The 16278-nt window shown below is 73.0% G+C and carries 12 protein-coding genes; 8 read left to right on the top strand and 4 right to left on the bottom strand.

All coding sequences use genetic code 11. The features are described from left to right. Nucleotides 1-25 precede the first annotated feature (25 nt). Genes ASG70_RS03445 through ASG70_RS03435 form a run of 3 tightly spaced genes read right to left on the bottom strand, consistent with a single transcriptional unit; the run spans nucleotide 26 to nucleotide 3728 of the window. Nucleotides 26-1432, bottom strand: coding sequence for a DUF1116 domain-containing protein (locus ASG70_RS03445; RefSeq protein ID WP_056882449.1), 1407 nt, complete (start codon nucleotides 1430-1432; stop codon nucleotides 26-28). Next, nucleotides 1429-2979, bottom strand: coding sequence for an FdrA family protein (locus ASG70_RS03440; protein WP_056882448.1), 1551 nt, complete (start codon nucleotides 2977-2979; stop codon nucleotides 1429-1431). The genes ASG70_RS03445 and ASG70_RS03440 overlap by 4 nt, the downstream gene beginning before the upstream one ends. Next, nucleotides 2976-3728: a DUF2877 domain-containing protein gene (locus ASG70_RS03435; RefSeq protein ID WP_162253886.1), complete on the bottom strand. Its 753-nt coding sequence runs from the start codon at nucleotides 3726-3728 to the stop codon at nucleotides 2976-2978. The genes ASG70_RS03440 and ASG70_RS03435 overlap by 4 nt, the downstream gene beginning before the upstream one ends. A gap of 163 nt (nucleotides 3729-3891) precedes the next feature. On the opposite strand from ASG70_RS03435, the gene ASG70_RS03430 reads away from it, so the two are divergent. The 8 genes from ASG70_RS03430 (at nucleotide 3892) to ASG70_RS03395 (ending at nucleotide 14075) form a co-directional block, all read left to right on the top strand. Further along, entirely contained in the window at nucleotides 3892-5649 is a 1758-nt protein-coding gene (locus tag ASG70_RS03430) for a CdaR family transcriptional regulator (protein ID WP_082590035.1), read from the top strand. Nucleotides 5650-5944: 295 nt separating this feature from the next. After that, on the top strand, nucleotides 5945-6760 hold the full coding sequence (locus ASG70_RS03425; RefSeq protein ID WP_235531320.1) for a hypothetical protein: 816 nt from the start codon (nucleotides 5945-5947) through the stop codon (nucleotides 6758-6760). A 369-nt stretch (nucleotides 6761-7129) separates the two neighbouring features. Then, nucleotides 7130-8692, top strand: a complete 1563-nt coding sequence (locus ASG70_RS03420; RefSeq protein WP_056882446.1) for a uracil-xanthine permease family protein — start codon at nucleotides 7130-7132, stop codon at nucleotides 8690-8692. Continuing rightward, entirely contained in the window at nucleotides 8689-9573 is an 885-nt protein-coding gene (locus tag ASG70_RS03415; RefSeq protein ID WP_056882445.1) for a xanthine dehydrogenase family protein subunit M, read from the top strand. Before ASG70_RS03420 ends, ASG70_RS03415 begins: the two co-directional genes overlap by 4 nt. Beyond that, nucleotides 9570-10100, top strand: a complete 531-nt coding sequence (locus ASG70_RS03410; protein ID WP_056882444.1) for a (2Fe-2S)-binding protein — start codon at nucleotides 9570-9572, stop codon at nucleotides 10098-10100. Before ASG70_RS03415 ends, ASG70_RS03410 begins: the two co-directional genes overlap by 4 nt. Then, nucleotides 10097-12523 carry an aerobic carbon-monoxide dehydrogenase large subunit gene (cutA, locus tag ASG70_RS03405; protein ID WP_056882443.1) on the top strand — a complete coding sequence of 809 codons (2427 nt, stop codon included), beginning with the start codon at nucleotides 10097-10099 and terminating at the stop codon, nucleotides 12521-12523. The genes ASG70_RS03410 and cutA overlap by 4 nt, the downstream gene beginning before the upstream one ends. Continuing rightward, the gene (locus ASG70_RS03400; protein WP_056882442.1) at nucleotides 12520-13179 is read left to right on the top strand and encodes a carbon monoxide dehydrogenase subunit G; all 660 of its coding nucleotides are present in this window, start codon (nucleotides 12520-12522) and stop codon (nucleotides 13177-13179) included. Before cutA ends, ASG70_RS03400 begins: the two co-directional genes overlap by 4 nt. Further along, nucleotides 13179-14075, top strand: coding sequence for a carbon-nitrogen hydrolase family protein (locus ASG70_RS03395; protein WP_056882441.1), 897 nt, complete (start codon nucleotides 13179-13181; stop codon nucleotides 14073-14075). Before ASG70_RS03400 ends, ASG70_RS03395 begins: the two co-directional genes overlap by 1 nt. A gap of 35 nt (nucleotides 14076-14110) precedes the next feature. On the opposite strand, the gene ASG70_RS03390 is transcribed toward ASG70_RS03395, so the two are convergent. Further along, nucleotides 14111-14662, bottom strand: a complete 552-nt coding sequence (locus ASG70_RS03390) for a hypothetical protein (RefSeq protein WP_156399800.1) — start codon at nucleotides 14660-14662, stop codon at nucleotides 14111-14113. Between the last annotated feature and the right edge of the window lie 1616 nt (nucleotides 14663-16278).

Below are 16278 nucleotides of genomic sequence, written 5' to 3'. Positions count from 1 at the left end.
AGCGCCATACCGCCGCCGCGGGCCCTCAGGCCTCGGGCTGCTCGGCGAGCGCCTCGAGGGCCGCGGTGAAGCACTCCGCGGGCGGGTTCACCAGCCCGGCCCCGACCTGGCCCGTCCCCGCGACCCGGCCGGCCATGCCGGTGTTGATCTGCGGCAGGATGCCGGTCCGGACCACCGCGGCGACGTCGATGCCGGTGGGCGTGCCCCGGAACTCGAGGATCGGCACCTGGTAGGCCGTGTGCTCGCCGACGGTGATCTCGTACATCGTCTGTGTGGCCTGCAGCGCGAACGGGACGTCGCCACCGACGAACTTCACGATGGCCGGGGCCGCAGCCATGGCGAACCCGCCGATGCCCGCGGTCTCGGTGATGGCGCTGTCGCCGATGTCGGGGTTGGCGTCGTCGGGGCCGTACGAGCCGAGGAACAGGCCCTCCGGGGTGTTGGCCGGGCCGGTGAACCAGCGGTCGCCCGTGCCGGCCGTCCGGATGCCGAAGTCGGTGCCGTTGCGGGCCATGGTCGTCACCACGGTCGAGCCGGGGATGCCCTCGGCGGCCATGGTCGACAGCTTGCACGCAGGCATCCCGAGGTTGAGGAAGAAGTGCTCGTTGGCCCCGGAGAACCGCACCGCCTCGGCGATGTCGGCCGAGGAGCCGTCGGCGGTGATCAGGGTCGGGAGCAGCTCGCGCAGGAGCATGAGGGAGCCTGCGCGGTTGCGGTTGTGGCCCTCGTCGCCCATCTGGAGCATCTGGGCGATGACCGCCTTGATGTCGACCGGTCCCCGCGCCCGCACGGCCTCCTGGAGCAGGGGTCCGAGCACGGTGTTCATCCAGTGCAGCCGCTCGATGACCCCCGGGCCGTAGGCGCCGTAGCGAAGAACCTTGCCGAGGCCCTCGTTGAGCGAGCACCAGGACGTGTGGTCGTGCACCTCGTCGCGCAGCTCGTAGACCCACATCGACGGCGAGACGACGCCGGCCATCGGGCCCACGGCGTCGCGGTGGTGGCAGGGCTCGAGCGCGTGCACGCCGGCCGCGAGCTGCTGCTCCGCCTCCTCCGAGGTGTCGGCCAGCCCCTCGAGCAGGACCGCGCCGACGAGCGCCCCCCGCAGGGGCCCGGACGCGCGCTCCCACTCGATCGGCGGCCCGGCGTGCAGGAACGTCCCTCGCTCCAGGCCGAGCGCCTCTCGCGCGGGACGCACGTCGACCAGGTCGGCACCGGCCGCGGTCATGCGTTGCAGCGCAAGGGTGTTCGCCTCGGCCCTGCGCCGGTCTGCCAGGACCCGACCCAGTGCCTCGACGGACTCCTCCGGCGGCGGGCGCCAGTCGGCCTCGCTGACCACGACCGCCTGCTCCCTCAGGGCCTCTGCGAACATCCCCGCCCCGGCCGTGGCGACGACCGGGTCCTGCTCGAGGAGCCCGTGCAACGGCGTGGTCATGGTTGCTCCTCACGGCCGGCGGCCAGCAGGGCCAGTGCCTCCCGCGTCGCGGCGGCGTTGGAGAGGTGGACGACGGCGCCGGCGGCCGCCAGCGCATCAGCCGTCTTGTCCAGCCCCTGGGGGTCGCCGCGGGTGCCGGTCAGCGAGACCACGACGGGGAGGTCGCGCCCGCCGGCCCGCGCGGCCGCACGCGCCCTGCTCACCGCCGCAGCCAGCTGGGGGCCGGGGTCGGGGTGCGCGCCGTACCCGAGCACCAGGTCGAGCAGCAGCACCCCGCAGGACGGGTCGAGGGCCTCGGCGGCGATGCGTTCGAGGCGCAGCGAGGGGTCGATCATCGGGTGGGCACGGCCCCGCGTCAGCGTGTCGTCGCCGAAGTCGACCACGGTGTGGCCGTCCGCGGCCAGGTCGGGTCCCAGCGCCAGCTCGGGCGACAGCGGGATGTTGGACCGGATGCCGCCGAGCTCGCTCGAGGCGACCAGCATCGCCTCGTCGGCCAGCGTGCCGCCGCAGAAGAGCCCGCGCAGGTGGCGTCCTCGCGGCAGCGCGGCGCTTGGGCCAGGGCCGTGTCCGTCGACCGGCGGCGCCCAGCGCGGCCACCCCGGTACGGCGTTGCCCGTGGCCACGAGCAGCGCCTCCACGGCCTCGGTGAGGTCGGGGCGCCCGGCGCCGAGGGTGGCCCAGTGGACCGGAGTGGCCAACCCCGCGGCATACCCCTCGAGGGCGGTGAGGACCTCCGGAGCCGGCGGTTTGGAGACCACGAGGACGGCCTTCGTGCCCGGGTCGGCGTCGAGGGCGGCCAGGGCCTGGCGGGTCGACCGGCCCGCCACAGCCGCTGACAGGTCGCGGCCGCCGACGCCGAGGCAGTGGCTGGTGCCGACGCCGGCCGCGTCGAGCAGGGCCATGACCTGCTGGGCGCCCGTGCCCGAGGCGGCGACGATGCCCACAGGGCCGCGGGCGACCACGTTCGCGAACCCGAGGGCCACCCCGCCGACCACCGCCGTGCCGCAGTCGGGACCCATGACGAGCACGTCGCGGGCAGCGGCCGCGTCCTTGAGGCGCACCTCGTCCTCGACGGGGACGTTGTCGGAGAACACCATCACGCTCACGCCCCGGTCGACCGCGTCGAACGCCTCGACCGCGGCGTGGCGCCCGGGGACCGACACCAGCGCGAGGTTGGCGTCGACGGCGGCGACCGCCCGCCCCAGGGTGCGCGGTGACGGCACCTGCCCGAACGTCGCTCCCGCGCCGCCTGCGCCGCCGGCCCTTCCGTCGGCCGGACGGAGGGCAGCGAACGCCGCCTCCACGGCGGCCAGGCCCGCAGCGATGCCCTCCTCGCCGTCGGCGCGCAGCGCCACGAGGAGGTCGTTGGGGGTCGCGTGCCCGGGCACGGTGAAACCCATGCCGGTGAGCACCTCGACGTTGAGGTCGGTCGCCATCGCAACCTGCGCGGCCTGCACGCCGGGCGTCGTGGCGACCTGCCGCGAGACCTGCATGAGGCCGACGGAGTCGACGTAGACACCCGAGCGCAGCTCGACGTGGTCGCTCATGCGGGCACCCCCACGGCGGCGGGGGGACACCGTCGCACGGGCTCGGCGAGGGCCCGGAGGGCCGCGGCGAGCCCGGCGAGCAGGTCGGCGCCGGACGAGTGCCCGATGGCCACGACCTCCCGGACGGCGCGACGCACCTGCGCGTCGTCGGTGTACCCGGCTGAGCCACCCACCAGCGCCGAGCCGAGCCGCAGGACGGCCGGCACGGCATACCCGGCAGCGGACTCGCCGAGGAGTACGGCGGACAGGCTCGTCGTGGCGCCGAGCCGCAGCGCGACAGCCGCCCACACGCGGTCCCGGGCGGGGGCCACGGGCTGCAGGCCGAGCAGGAGGCCACACAGGACGTCGTCGCCGCTCGGGGTCAGGCCAGGGCCGTTCCCCACGAGGCCGGCAACAGCGTCCGTGACGTCGTCACCACGCAGGGCCACGCGGGCGAGCGACAGGGCCACGCCCTGCCACTGCCCGCTCGCGCCGTCGGCGACCAAGGACACCGCCTCGGGCGGGGCCAGGGCTGCGCCGAAGGGCACCGGCGCCCAGGTCCGCACGGCACGCACCGTCGCCCGGGGCAGCCGGACCTCGCCGTCCCCCACCCACACGGGGTCGCCGGGTTGGACGTCCCAGCCGTGCGGCGACTCCGGCGAGGCGAGCACGAGGGCGGTCGGCAGGCGAAGGCCCGAGCCCGTGACCACCGGGAGCACCGAGCCGTCGTGGCACCGCAGGTAGAGAGCGTGCGGGAGCGCGGCGAGCACCGTGGCGGCCCTGCGTGGACCGGCGAGCGCGGAAGTGGCTCGCGACGAGGCAGCCGCCGGCCACGACCGCTCGCGCTGCGCCACAGGACCTCCGGTGCAAGAGTCTGGCTCGGGCTGGTGGGACCGACGGTGCGACGCTACCCAGTGCGGTTACAGTCCCCTCATGGTGAATGTTGCCAACGATGCGGGCGTCCGTGACGCGGAGTTGACAGCCGCCGCGAGCCCTCCGTCGAGCGCGCTCAAGGCCCGCGAGCTCGTGACCGGGCTGCCCCTCGAGCGGCTGCTCGAGCTGCCCTCGCTGCGCGACGGCGCCCTGCACCCCGTGGACACGGCGGACTCCATCACAGGGTCCTCGGCCAGTGCGGCTCGGGTCGTCACCCGGGCGCGCCTGCTCGACGCCTCGCCCACCAACGCGGCACCCGTGCAGGACCTCCGCCTCGACCACCAGCTCCTGTGCGTGGACCCCTCCGCGGTCACCCCACGGGACCTCGGCTCCCCCGCTGCGGTGGCTGCGCTGCGTACCGCTGCTGCGCTCGTCGTCACGCGTGGAGGCGGCGCGGGGGCATCTGGGTGGCAGGCGTTCGGGGAGCAGGTCGGCACCCCGGTCGTGCTGACCGCAGCCCCGAGCGCCGAGCGTGTCGTGACCGAGGTCCTCGGCGCGCTGCTCGACCAGCAGGCCGAGATCCTCGAGCGCGTCGACGAGGCGCACCAGATCCTCGTCGGGGTGGTGCTCGCGGGCGGCGGCCTCCAGGACCTCTGCCAGCGGCTCGCCGGCTTCCTCGGGGGCGCCACCATGGTGACGACCACCGACGGGCGGCTCGTCGCGAGCGCCGGCGCCGAGGACGACCTGGCGGCCGCGCTGGCCCTCGACTGCTTCGACCGCACCGGGCGCCTCATCACCGAGCACGAGCCCGTGGGCATCCGCGACCCCCGGACCGGCAACGCAGGTCGCGCCCTCGTCCGGATCGTCGCGGGCCAGCTCGACCACGGGCTGCTCGTGGCGTTCGTCGACCGCGACCTCACGTCCGACGACGTGCACCTGCTCGAGCGCGCAGCGACGGTGGCCGCACTGGCCATCACCAAGGAGCAGGCCGTGTCGGCGGTGGAGGGCAAGTACCGCGCGGAGTTCCTCCGGGACGCCCTGTCCGGACGCGCCGGGACACCCGCGGACGCCGTCGCCCACGCCAGCGCGCTCGGGTGGGACCTCGACCGGCGGCTCGTGGTCGTGGTCGCCGAGACCGACGAGGACGACAGCCGCACCACCCGGGCGCCCGAGGAGGTCGCGTCCCTCCAGCAGCGGTTCGCGCGCGCGTGGATCCAGGCCGTCGGCGTGCGGGACCCGCGGGCGGCGGTCGTGGGGTTCAGCCAGGAGGTCGTGGCCCTGCACGCCGTACCCGCCGACTGGGACACCGACGAGGTCATGCGGTCGGTAGGCGACGTCGTACGCGTGGTCCGCGGTGACGGTGGCGGCGGTCGGCGGACGTTCTCGACCGGTGTGTCACGACCCATCGACTCCGTCGCGGACCTGCGCGCCGCCTACGAGGAGGCCCTCAGCGCCGTCAGCGTGGGGCGGCAGCTGCACGGCGCCTCGGCCCTGACCCACTTCGACGGGCTGGGCATCTTCCGGCTGCTCTCGCTCATCCCCGACAGCGCGGACCTGCGCCGCTTCGTCGAGGAGTCGCTGGGCCCGCTCGCCACCGACGACGTCCCCGATCACGCCGACCTGCGCCAGACGCTCAGCGTGCTCCTCGACACCAACCTCAACGTCGCCGAGACCGCGCGCACCCTGTTCTTCCACTACAACACGCTGCGCTACCGGATCGCCAAGCTCGAACGGATGCTCGGGCCGTTCACCTCCGACCCGCAGCTGCGACTCAAGCTGGCCCTCGCCCTCAAGGTCCACCAGATGCGTGGCATCTGACAGCAGCTCGGTGGGTGCGGTGACGGGGCTGGTCACTGTGAACACTCCCGTCCCTGGGACCGTGTCGCCAACAGCCCCCATTGATCACAGTGAGCAGTGCAGGAGCCGTCCACGTCCCGTCGACAGCCCCAGCTGATCACAGTGAGCAGCCCAGGGCCTGTGGACAACGGCGACGGGCCTGTCCCACCTGGTCCACCCTCGGGTGGTGGCTCCCGCGACCCCAGAGGCGACACCGTTCGAGACGTCACGGTCTCCGGTGCCGCGGAGCACCCTCCGCGGACCACGGTTCCGGCGCGTGCTCCGCGGCGTCCACGTCCAGGACTGCGTGGACGACACCCTGCGTATGCGGTGCGCTGCCGCGCTCCTCGTCCTGCCGCAGGGCGCGGTGTTCAGCCACGAGACCGCCGCACGGCTGTGGGGTGGCGTCGTCCCGTCGCGGTCCCGGGTGCAGGTCACCGTGCCCTACGCCCGCCCGATACGCCGTCCCGAGCTCGAGGCGCGCAGGGCGCGACGCATGCCGCCGGCCCTGAGGCTGCGGGGGCTCCCGGTCACCGGGCCGGAGCGCACGTTCCTGGACCTGGCGACGAGGTTGGACCTGGTCGACCTCGTGGTCCTCGGTGACTCGCTCGTGCGCGCCCGACGCACCACTCCAGAACTGTTGGTCGAGCAGGCGCGGCAGCACCGTGGACCGCGGGCAGCCCTGGCCCGTCGCGCGGCGGCTCTCGTGCGCAGCGGTGTGGACTCGCCGATGGAGACCCGGTTGCGACTGCTCGTGGTCCTCGCCGGTCTCCCCGAACCCGTGGTCAACCACGTCCTCCGCGACGAGAACGGCGGCTGGACCTACCGCTTCGACCTGAGCTGGCCGCAGGTGAAGCTCGCACTCGAGTACGACGGACGCCAGCACTCCGAGGACTCACGACAGTGGGTCAGGGACGTGCGGAGGCGGGAGGACCTGGACGGGCGCGGGTGGCGCCTGCTCGTCGCCCTGTCAGTGGATGTCTTCGGCACACCAGGCGCCACGGTCGACCGGGTCGCGGTCGCCCTGCGGCAGCGCGGCCTGGTCGTCCGGACCAGCGACGGCTGGCGCGGGCACTTCCCCGGCCGCGGCTGAGCCGGCCCACGGCGCGACGGCACCGGTCACTGTGATCACTGGGGGCTGGCGTGACGCGGCGCAGGGGTCCCTGCAGGTCACTGTGATCACTCGGCGCGGGTGCTGAGGCGGTGGAGGAGTCCCGAGCGCTCACTGTGATCACTGGGCGCGGGTGCGACGCCCCGACGCCGCCACGCCTCGACGCCCCGTGAGCCGCCACGCCATCGCCATCGAGGTCCACCAGATGCGTGGCATCTGATAGCAACAATTGCCCAACGCGGGACCTGCCGGTCCCAGTAGTTTGCGCCTATCCCCGGCGACGGGGGTCCGGAAGGATCTGAAGGGTTCGCAAGGGTCTCGCCGCCGCGCGGCTGTCGACAAGGAGTCCTCATGGCACTGGGCTGGAAGCTGCACGGCGACGGCAACCTCGCCGGACCGGACGACGTCGTCGCGCCGGACGAACGCCTGAGCTGGGGCAAGACGGTCGGGCTCGGCGCCCAGCACGTCGTGGCGATGTTCGGGGCGACCTTCGTCTTCCCGATCGTCATGGGCCTCAACCCGCAGCTCGCGATCATGATGAGCGGCATCGCGACGATCGTGTTCCTGCTCATCGTCTCCGGACGGGTGCCGAGCTACCTCGGCACGTCCGCGTCGTTCGTCGGCGGTGTCGCGGCGATCCGCGCCCAGGGCGGGGACTCCAAGGAGGTCACCGGCGCGATCCTCGTCGCGGGCCTGGTGCTCGCCGCGGTCGGCATCCTCATCCACTTCCTGGGCTCCGGCCTGCTCCACCGCGTGCTGCCGGCCTCGGTGACCGGCGCGGTCGTCATGCTCATCGGCTTCAACCTCGCGCCCGTCGTCGCCGGGATCTACTGGCCGCAGGACCAGTGGGTCGCCCTGCTCGTCATGGTCTTCACCATCGTCTGCGCGGTCGCCTTCCGCGGGTTCATCGGCCGCATCGCCGTCTTCCTCGCGCTCATCTTCGGCACGGTCCTGTCGTGGGTCCTCGACAAGACCGCGGGCCAGCTCACCAGCGCCCTGCCCGGGCAGAACCTCCTCGACGGTGCCGGCAAGGCCTGCCAGGCGGCCGGCACGTACTGCGTCGCCACCCCGTTCGAGCACTTCCGCACGAGCTTCGGGGCCGTCAAGGAGGCCGCGTGGTTCGGCTTCCCGTCGCAGACGACGATCGCTGCCGACGGCAAGGAGGTCGTCGGGTGGCACACCCCGTCGTTCTCGATGACGGCGATCCTGCTGGTGCTCCCCGCCGTCATCGCGCTGATCGCCGAGAACACCGGGCACGTCAAGGCCGTCGCCGAGATGACCGGCCACAACCTCGACCCCTACATGGGCCGCGCCATCGCCGCCGACGGCATCGGCACCGCCCTCGCCTCCTCGGTCGGCGGTTCCCCGACCACGACCTACGCCGAGAACATCGGAGTCATGGCGGCCACACGCGTCTACTCGACAGCCGCCTACTACGTCGCCGCACTCGTGGCCGTCCTGTTCGGCCTCTCCCCCAAGTTCGGTGCGCTGGTCGCCTCGGTGCCGGGCGGCGTCCTCGGCGGGATCACCGTGGTCCTCTACGGCATGATCGGCCTGCTCGGCGCCAAGATCTGGAAGGAGAACGGGGTCGACTTCGGCAACCCGATCAACCTCGTGCCCCTGGCCGCCGGCATCATCATGGGCATCGGCAACGTCGCCATCAAGTTCACCGACAACTTCTCCCTGAGCGGCATCGCCCTCGGCACCATCGTCGCGGTGGGCGGCTACCACCTGGCCAAGGCGGTGGCCCCGCGCGAGCTGCGCGACCGTGCGAACCGCCCCGGCGGCGCCGGCATCGTGCTCGGGCGCGACACCTACGGCGAGAGCGACGTCGACGACCTCTACCAGGCCGGAGACCGGGTCGGAGACCGGGACGCGTCGCGCACGGAGGGGACGCGGGACGGCCGCTCGTGAAGCCGGCACCGTTCGTGCACCACGCGCCTCGCACCGTCGAGGAGGCCGTGGAGGTGCTTGCGCGGGTCGGGCACGACGGCAAGGTGCTTGCGGGCGGTCAGAGCCTGATCCCCATCCTCAACATGCGGCTCGCGTCGCCGGCCCACCTCGTCGACGTCAACGCCGTCAGCGGGCTCGACGACCTGACGGTGACCGCGGACGCGGTACGGGTGGGTGCCCTGGTCCGGCACGCACGGCTCGAGCACGACCAGGTGGTGTACGGCGCGTCGCCGCTGCTGCGCCGCGTGGTGCGGCACGTGGCCCACCCCGTGATCCGCAACCGCGGCACGACGGTCGGCTCCATCGTCCACGCCGACCCGGCCGGGGAGATGCCGGCGGTCCTCGCCCTCACCGGTGGCGTGGTGGAGGTGGCAAGTGCCCGGGGGGCGCGCGAGATCCCTTGCCACGACTTCTTCCTCGGCCCCATGGAGACGGCGTTGGAGCCGGACGAGCTGGCGGTCGGCGTCCGCTTCCCCCTGTTCGGCGCCACCACGGGGACGGCCTTTGCCGAGCGCGCTCGTCGCCACGGCGACTACGCGCTCGCCGGGGTGGCCGCCGCGGTCGCCGTCGAGGACGGTGTCGTGTCCTCGGCCCGGCTGTCGTTCGTCTCCGTCACCGACGTGCCCGGCATCCTCGACGTGACGGAGGCGTGCCGCGGGCAGGCGCCAGGAGAAATCGACTGGTCGGCCTGCGACGACCTCGTCCGCGAGCACCTCGCGCCGGAGGACGACATCCATGCGACGGCCGAGTACCGCGCGATGCTGGCCACGCAGCTCGCCCACCTCGTGCTCGCCGAGGCCGCCACGGATGCCGTTGCCGCACAAGGAGACTCAGCCGCATGAGCGAACCGGTGCCCGAGGTGCTGCTCGACGTGACGGTCACGGTCAACGACGTTCCCCGCCACGCCCGGGTGCCGGCGCGCCGGCTGCTGTCGGACTTCCTCCGCCACGACGTCGGGCTCACCGGAACCCATGTCGGGTGCGAGCACGGTGTCTGCGGAGCGTGCACGGTGCTCGTCGACGGCGCCCCCGTGCGGTCCTGCCTGATGTTCGCCGTGACGGCCCAGGCCCACCGGGTCGCCACCGTCGAGGGGCTCGGGACGGTCGAGGCCATGGGACCGGTGCAGCAGGCGTTCACCGAGTGCCACGGGCTCCAGTGCGGCTTCTGCACCCCGGGCTTCGTCACCACGGTGACCGCCTACCTCGAGGACCACCCTGACCCGACGGCCGACGAGGCGCGCGAGGCGATCTCGGGCAACCTGTGCCGCTGCACCGGCTACCAGAACATCGTCAAGTCTGTCCTGCGCGCCGCCGAGATCAAGGCAGAAGCATCCGCATCCGAGGGCCCGGCGGCCGGGAGCACCGCGTGACCACCCAGATGTTCGGGGCGCCCATCCGTCGCCGCGAGGACCCGCGCCTGGTGACCGGCGGCGGCCGCTACCTCGACGACCTGGGTCGTGGCGCCCTGGCTGCAGCCTTTGTCCGCAGCCCCCACGCCCACGCCAAGGTCGTCGACATCGACGTCACGGACGCCCTCGACGTCGACGGCCTCGTCGCGATCTACACCCACGAGGACCTCCCTGGCCGCGTCGGTGAGCCCCTCCCCCTGCTGATCCCGCACCCCACCCTGACCCACGGCCGCACCCAGTACGCCCTGGCCAAGGACGAGGTCAACCACGTCGGCGAGCCCGTGGTCATGGTGGTGGCCCGCGACCGCTACCTCGCCGAGGACGCCTGTGCCCGCATCCGCGTCGACTACCAGCCGCTGCCGCCCGTCGTCGGCCTCGAGGCCGCCCGCACGGGCGACCTGCTCGTGCACGAGGACGTCCCCGGCAACGTCGCCGCCCACATGCTCCAGGAGGTCGGTGACGTCGAGGCCGCGCTGGCGGCGTCCCCCCACGTGCTCGACCTCGACCTCGCCATCGAACGCAGCGCCTGCATGCCGTTGGAGGGCAAGGGGGTCTACGCCCGCTGGGACGCCGACCGCGACGAGCTGCGCATCTACTCCTCGACCCAGACCTCCACCGGTGTGCGCGCCGCGGTGGCCGCCAAGCTCGGTATGCCGCTGGCGAAGGTCGAGTGCATCGCCCCCGACGTCGGCGGCGGGTTCGGGGTGAAGATCAACCACCCGTGGCCCGAGGAGGTGCTCGTCCCCTGGGTCGCCAAGACGCTCGGCACGGAGGTCAAGTGGGTCGAGGACCGTCGCGAGCACTTCATCTCCTCGGCGCACGAGCGCGGGCAGCTCCAGCAGGTGCGGGTCGGCTTCGACGACGACGGGCGGCTCTTGGCCCTCGACGTGAGGTTCTGGCACGACAACGGCGCCTACACGCCGTACGGGATCATCGTCCCGATCATCACCTCCACACAGCTGCTCGGGCCCTACAAGCCGGGGGCCTACCGCTGCGAGTTCTGGTCGCTCTACACCAACACCGTCCTCGTCACGCCGTACCGCGGCGCCGGCCGGCCGCAGGGCTGCTTCGCGATGGAGCGGACGATGGACGCCATCGCCGACGAGCTCGGGCTCGACCGCACCGAAGTGCGTGCGCGCAACTTCATCCTCCCGGCGGACATGCCCTACGACCACGGGCTGCTGTTCCAGGACGGGCGACCGCTGAAGTACGACTCGGGGGACTTCCCCGCGACGCTCGAGAAGCTCAAGGCCCTCGTGGGCTGGGACGACTTCGCGCAGTACCGCATGGAGGCCGAGGCTGCCGGGCGCAGGGTGGGGCTCGGGATCGGGTGCTACGTCGAGGGCACCGGGGTGGGACCCTACGAGGGCGGCCACATCCAGGTCGAGACCAGCGGCCGCGTCAATGTCTCGACAGGGCTCACGTCGCAGGGCCAGGGCCACGAGACGGCCTTCGCCCAGGTGGTCGCGCAGGAGCTGGGCGTCCCCATCGAGGACGTCTTCGTCACCACCGGTGACACCCGCCGGATGCCCTACGCCGTGGGTACTTTCGCGTCGCGAGCGGCGGTGATGAGTGGCAACGCGATCGCCCTCGCGGCACGACAGGTGAGAGCCAAGGCGCTGCGCATCGCCGCCGACGCTCTGGAGGTGGCTGCCGACGACCTCGAGATCGTCGACGGCGTCGTCCGCGTCAAGGGCGCCCCCGACACCCAGATGTCGCTCGGCACCGTGTCGGTCATGTCCAACCCGCTGCGCTACGCGTTCGACGAGGCGGCCCAGGCGGCCACGCAGTTCGCCCACGGCAACGACCCCGACCGCCCCCCGGTCGCCGAGGACGACGAGCCGGGGCTGGAGGGCCGCGACTTCTACTCCCCGACGCAGGCGACGTTCGCCAACGGCATGCACGCCGCCATCGTGGAGACCGACCCGGTGACGGCCGAGATCCGCATCCTGCGCTACTGCGTGGTCCACGACTGCGGCCCCATGATCAACCCGATGATCGTCGAGGGCCAGGTGCACGGCGGGGTCGCGCAGGGAGTCGGCGGCGCGCTCTACGAGCGGATGGTCTACGACGAGTCGGGCCAGCTGCTCAACGCCTCGTTCATGGACTTCCTGATGCCCTACGCCTCCGAGGTCCCACACATCGAGACCGACCACCTCGAGACGCCGTCGCCGCTGAACCCCTTGGGGATCAAGGGCGCCGGCGAAGCGGGCTGCATACCGGTGAGCGCGGTCATCGCCTCGGCCATCTCCGACGCCGAGGGCTTCGCGATCACCTCGATGCCCATCTCCCCCGTGGAGCTGTGGGAGCTGCGCCGACGCCACGAGGCCGGCGAGATCCCTTCCCTGCGCAACCACGACGCGACGACGAGGAAGCCCCGATGAAGATCTCCGGCACGGCCACCCTGACCTCCACGCCCGAGCAGGTCTGGGACGCGTTCCACGACCCCGCCGTCCTCGCTCGGTGCCTGCCGGGGTGCGAGTCCCTCACGCAGGTGGGCCAGGACGAGTACGCCATGACCGTCACTGCCGGGGTCGCGGCGATCAAGGGCACGTACGACGGCAAGGTCGCGCTGCAGGACCCCCGACCGCCGGGCCAGTTCACCATGAAGGCCACCGGCTCCGGGGCGCCGGGCACGGTGGACGCGGACGTGGTCGTACGCCTCAGCCCGGCTGCGGCGGGGGGCACCGACCTCGCCTACGACGCCGACGCGGCCGTCGGTGGTGTGATCGGCGGGGTCGGCCAGCGCATGTTGGCGGGAGCCACCCGCAAGATGGCAGCCCAGTTCTTCGCGTCCGTGGACGCGGACATCGCCGGCGTGCGCCCCGTACCCATCGAGTCGCCCGTGCTCACCCGAGCACCCGGCGCCCCCGCAGGGGCACCCGTCTATGCGGGAGTGGCCGCGACGCCCGCTGCCCAGCTGGGCAGGGCCGGGGCCGGGCGCGGTCCGGACCGCAGCTGGGCGTACGGCGTGCTCACCGGTGGGGCTGTGGCCCTCGCCGGGGTTATCGTCGGGTGGAACCTAGGGAGGCGACGCTGATGCGCGCATTCACCGCGGCGGCCGTGCAGCTGGCGCCGGTCCAGGGACCGCTGTCACCGGAGGTCGTCCGCAAGAACCTCGACAAGTGCGTCGACCTCACCCGACGGTGCGTCGACGCCACCGGGGCCGAGCTCGTGGTCCTGCCGGAGACGGCGACGACCGGGTTCACGCCCGACTGCTCGACCGAGGAGCTCTGGGACCTGGTCTCGGAGATCCCGGGCCCCGTCACCGAGCCCGTGCAGCAGGTCGCCCGTGACCTCGGTGTCCATGTCTGCCTCGGCACGTACGAGCGCGGCCCCGAGCGCGGCGTCGTCCACAACGCCTCGGTGCTCATCGACCCCCGCGGCGAGGTGGTCGGCGTCTACCGCAAGACCCACCCGTTCTGCACCGAGCACGTCGACGGCGGCGGCTGGGTGACCCCCGGCGACACGGTGACCGTGGTCGACACCGACCTCGGGCGCATCGGCATGATCATCTGCTTCGACGGCGACTACCCCGAGCTCTCCAGGATCCAGGCGGTCCAGGGCGCCGAGGTGATCCTGCGGCCGTCGGCGCTGCTGCGCTCGGCCGACATCTGGGAGCTGACCTCTCGCGCGCGGGCCTACGACAACCACGTGTTCGTCGTCGGCGCCAACGCCACCGGGGTCGATGCGGCTGGGGTCCTCTACTTCGGCAACTCCCACATCGTCACACCCGTCGGCCACATCGTCGCCAAGGCCGCGTCGCACGAGGGATGGGTCTCGGCCCGGCTCGACCCCGCAACGGCGCTCGCGTCCCTGACGCCGGGATCCAACATCGGGCAGGGGTTCGACCACCTGCGCGACCGCAACCTCGACCTCATCCGCAACCACCGCGACGACCTCGAACGCCCCGCCCGGACGTCGTTCCCCCACTAGACGGGCCGGGCCGGACCGGTCGCGGCCTGGTGTCGTCAGACAGCGCGCGGCGCGTGGAGCTGCCAGTGGATGCGGACCGGCACGTCGCTCCCGGACGTGACCTCCTCCAGGCGGCGCACCAGCTCGAGGCTGGGCCTGCGCGCCTCGACCTCCACCACGCAGCGGTAGGGGTCGAAGCCCAGGCCGGAGATGCGGCTTCCCCACAGCCCGCTCCCCTGGATGAGGTCGCGGACCGCGTCGGCGTCCGCGCGGCTGACGGACCGCGCCTCCAGCCGGACGGCCGACGACACCCCCGCATCGGTCAGCGCACGCCGAGCGGTGGCCTGGTCGACGCCGACGTAGGTCGCCACGAGGCTGTGGCCATCGGCGAACGACCCTGCCCAGTGAGAGGGGTCCGCCTCGACCAGCTGGTCGACGAGGAGGCCGTCACGGACCGGCCCGACCGGTGCGCCGCTCGGCCCGGGGAGCTCGAACAGCTCGATGCGCACACGTGACCCCGGCGGGAACCCCGCGGACGACGCCAGCATGCCGAGGGCGGCGACCACCACGAGGGCGCCCAGGGTTGCGACCACCCGTTTGCGCCTCATGCCGCCTCCCCCAGGGCCGGACTGCTCGACTCCTCTGTGACGGAGAGGAGACACGGTCAGGTTCCCATGCGACGCGCCTGCGGGTGGCGGGTTCGCTCGGGCCCGCCCAGTCATGCCAGCGCAAGCGCGGGCCTTGGGGCTCAGAGGACGCGGATGAGTCCGCGGTCGGGGTTGGCGGGGTCGTCGAGCCAGGAGACGGAGGCTGGTTCGGGTTCCGGTTCAGGTTCGGAGTAGAGGCCTTGCGGGACTTTGGGTGCCGGATCGGCTGGTGGCACCACGGTGAGGCGTCGCTGACCGAGGTGGCTGTCGGGTGGGACCTCGATGTCGGTCCAGGTGATGGGTCCGCCGCTGGGTGGCTGGGAGGTGCCGGGCGGTGGTTGGGGGTCGCCGCCGGGTGGTGGGGCGGTGTCGGCTGGTCGGGGTGGTCTGATGGTCAGGCCGTGGCGGTTGGTGACGACGAGTCCGTCGGGGGTGTTGGGGTCGCCGGTGATGGTGTGGTCGCCGCGGTCGATGCCGTCGTGGTGGGCGGTGCACAAGGAGACCTGGTTGGCGATGTCCGTGCTCCCACCGTCGGCCCACGTGTGCAGGTGGTGGATCTCGGTGAAGGCGGTGGTGGTGCAGCCGGGGAACCGGCAGCCGCGGTCGCGGTCGGCGATGAGGCGTCGGGTGCGTTCGGGCAGGATCCGCATCGCCCGGCCGACCGACACGGGGGTGCCGTCGGTCTCCCAGACGGGCTGGACCACACCGTCGGAGATGAACCGGCCGAGCAGCCTCAGCGGGATCGCGTGCCCACCGCTCACCCAGGCGCCGCCCGTGTCCAGGTGCAGGTAGACCCGGTAGTGCGCTGCCCGGCTGGTCGAGGTCACCGAGGCGAGGGAGCGGGTGGCCATCTCCTCCAACGCATCGGCGTACGTCGGCAACCCCGCATGCCGCTCTTCCACACGCGTGACTGCGGCATCATCGCGGCGACGGGTGAACAGCGCGTCTTTGGCTTCCTTGACCGCCTGCTCGACCAGGGCGCCGATGGTGGCCGGGGCGGAGTACCGCAGCTGGAACCGGCCGTCCGCGTCGTAGCTCATCGACAGCTCGGGCCTGGCGCACGCCCGCTGCTCGGCCACCGACTGCCGAGCAGCCTCCTGCGCACGCTCCACCTCCGCACGCGGGTCGACACCCGAGTCTGCGGTCGAGTCGTCGGGCGAGGACTCGGCCGCCTCGGCAGCCGCGCCCCCACCTGCCTCCTCGGCGACGGCGGCGGCGGGGAACGCATGCCGGGACACGGCCCGGCGCAGCTGCGGCACCGTCGCCTCCCGGGCCAACGCGGTGACCGAGGCCTGGTAGCCGGCCGGGACGCCGTGGGCGATGACCGCGACCTGGTCCAACGACAGCTCACCCGCATCCAACGCGGACGCGGCGTCGACCAGCTCGGCCCGGCGGCGCGCGACCGCCACCACGTCCTTGGCGTGCGCCGGCGACAACCCCGCCCGCACCACCAGGTAGTGCTCGGGGGTCTTCGACCCGCCGTCACCCCAGTGCCGGTCGGTGATGAGCTCGGCGGCGATGTCGACCAGCTCGGCCTGCGCCCGGTTCAACCGCCCCGCGACGGCGGCAGTGCGTGC

Source organism: Phycicoccus sp. Soil748 (assembly GCF_001428025.1).
Taxonomy (GTDB): domain Bacteria; phylum Actinomycetota; class Actinomycetes; order Actinomycetales; family Dermatophilaceae; genus Pedococcus.
Note: the sequence above shows the minus strand (reverse complement) of the source record. Positions and strands in the feature narration are given on the sequence as shown.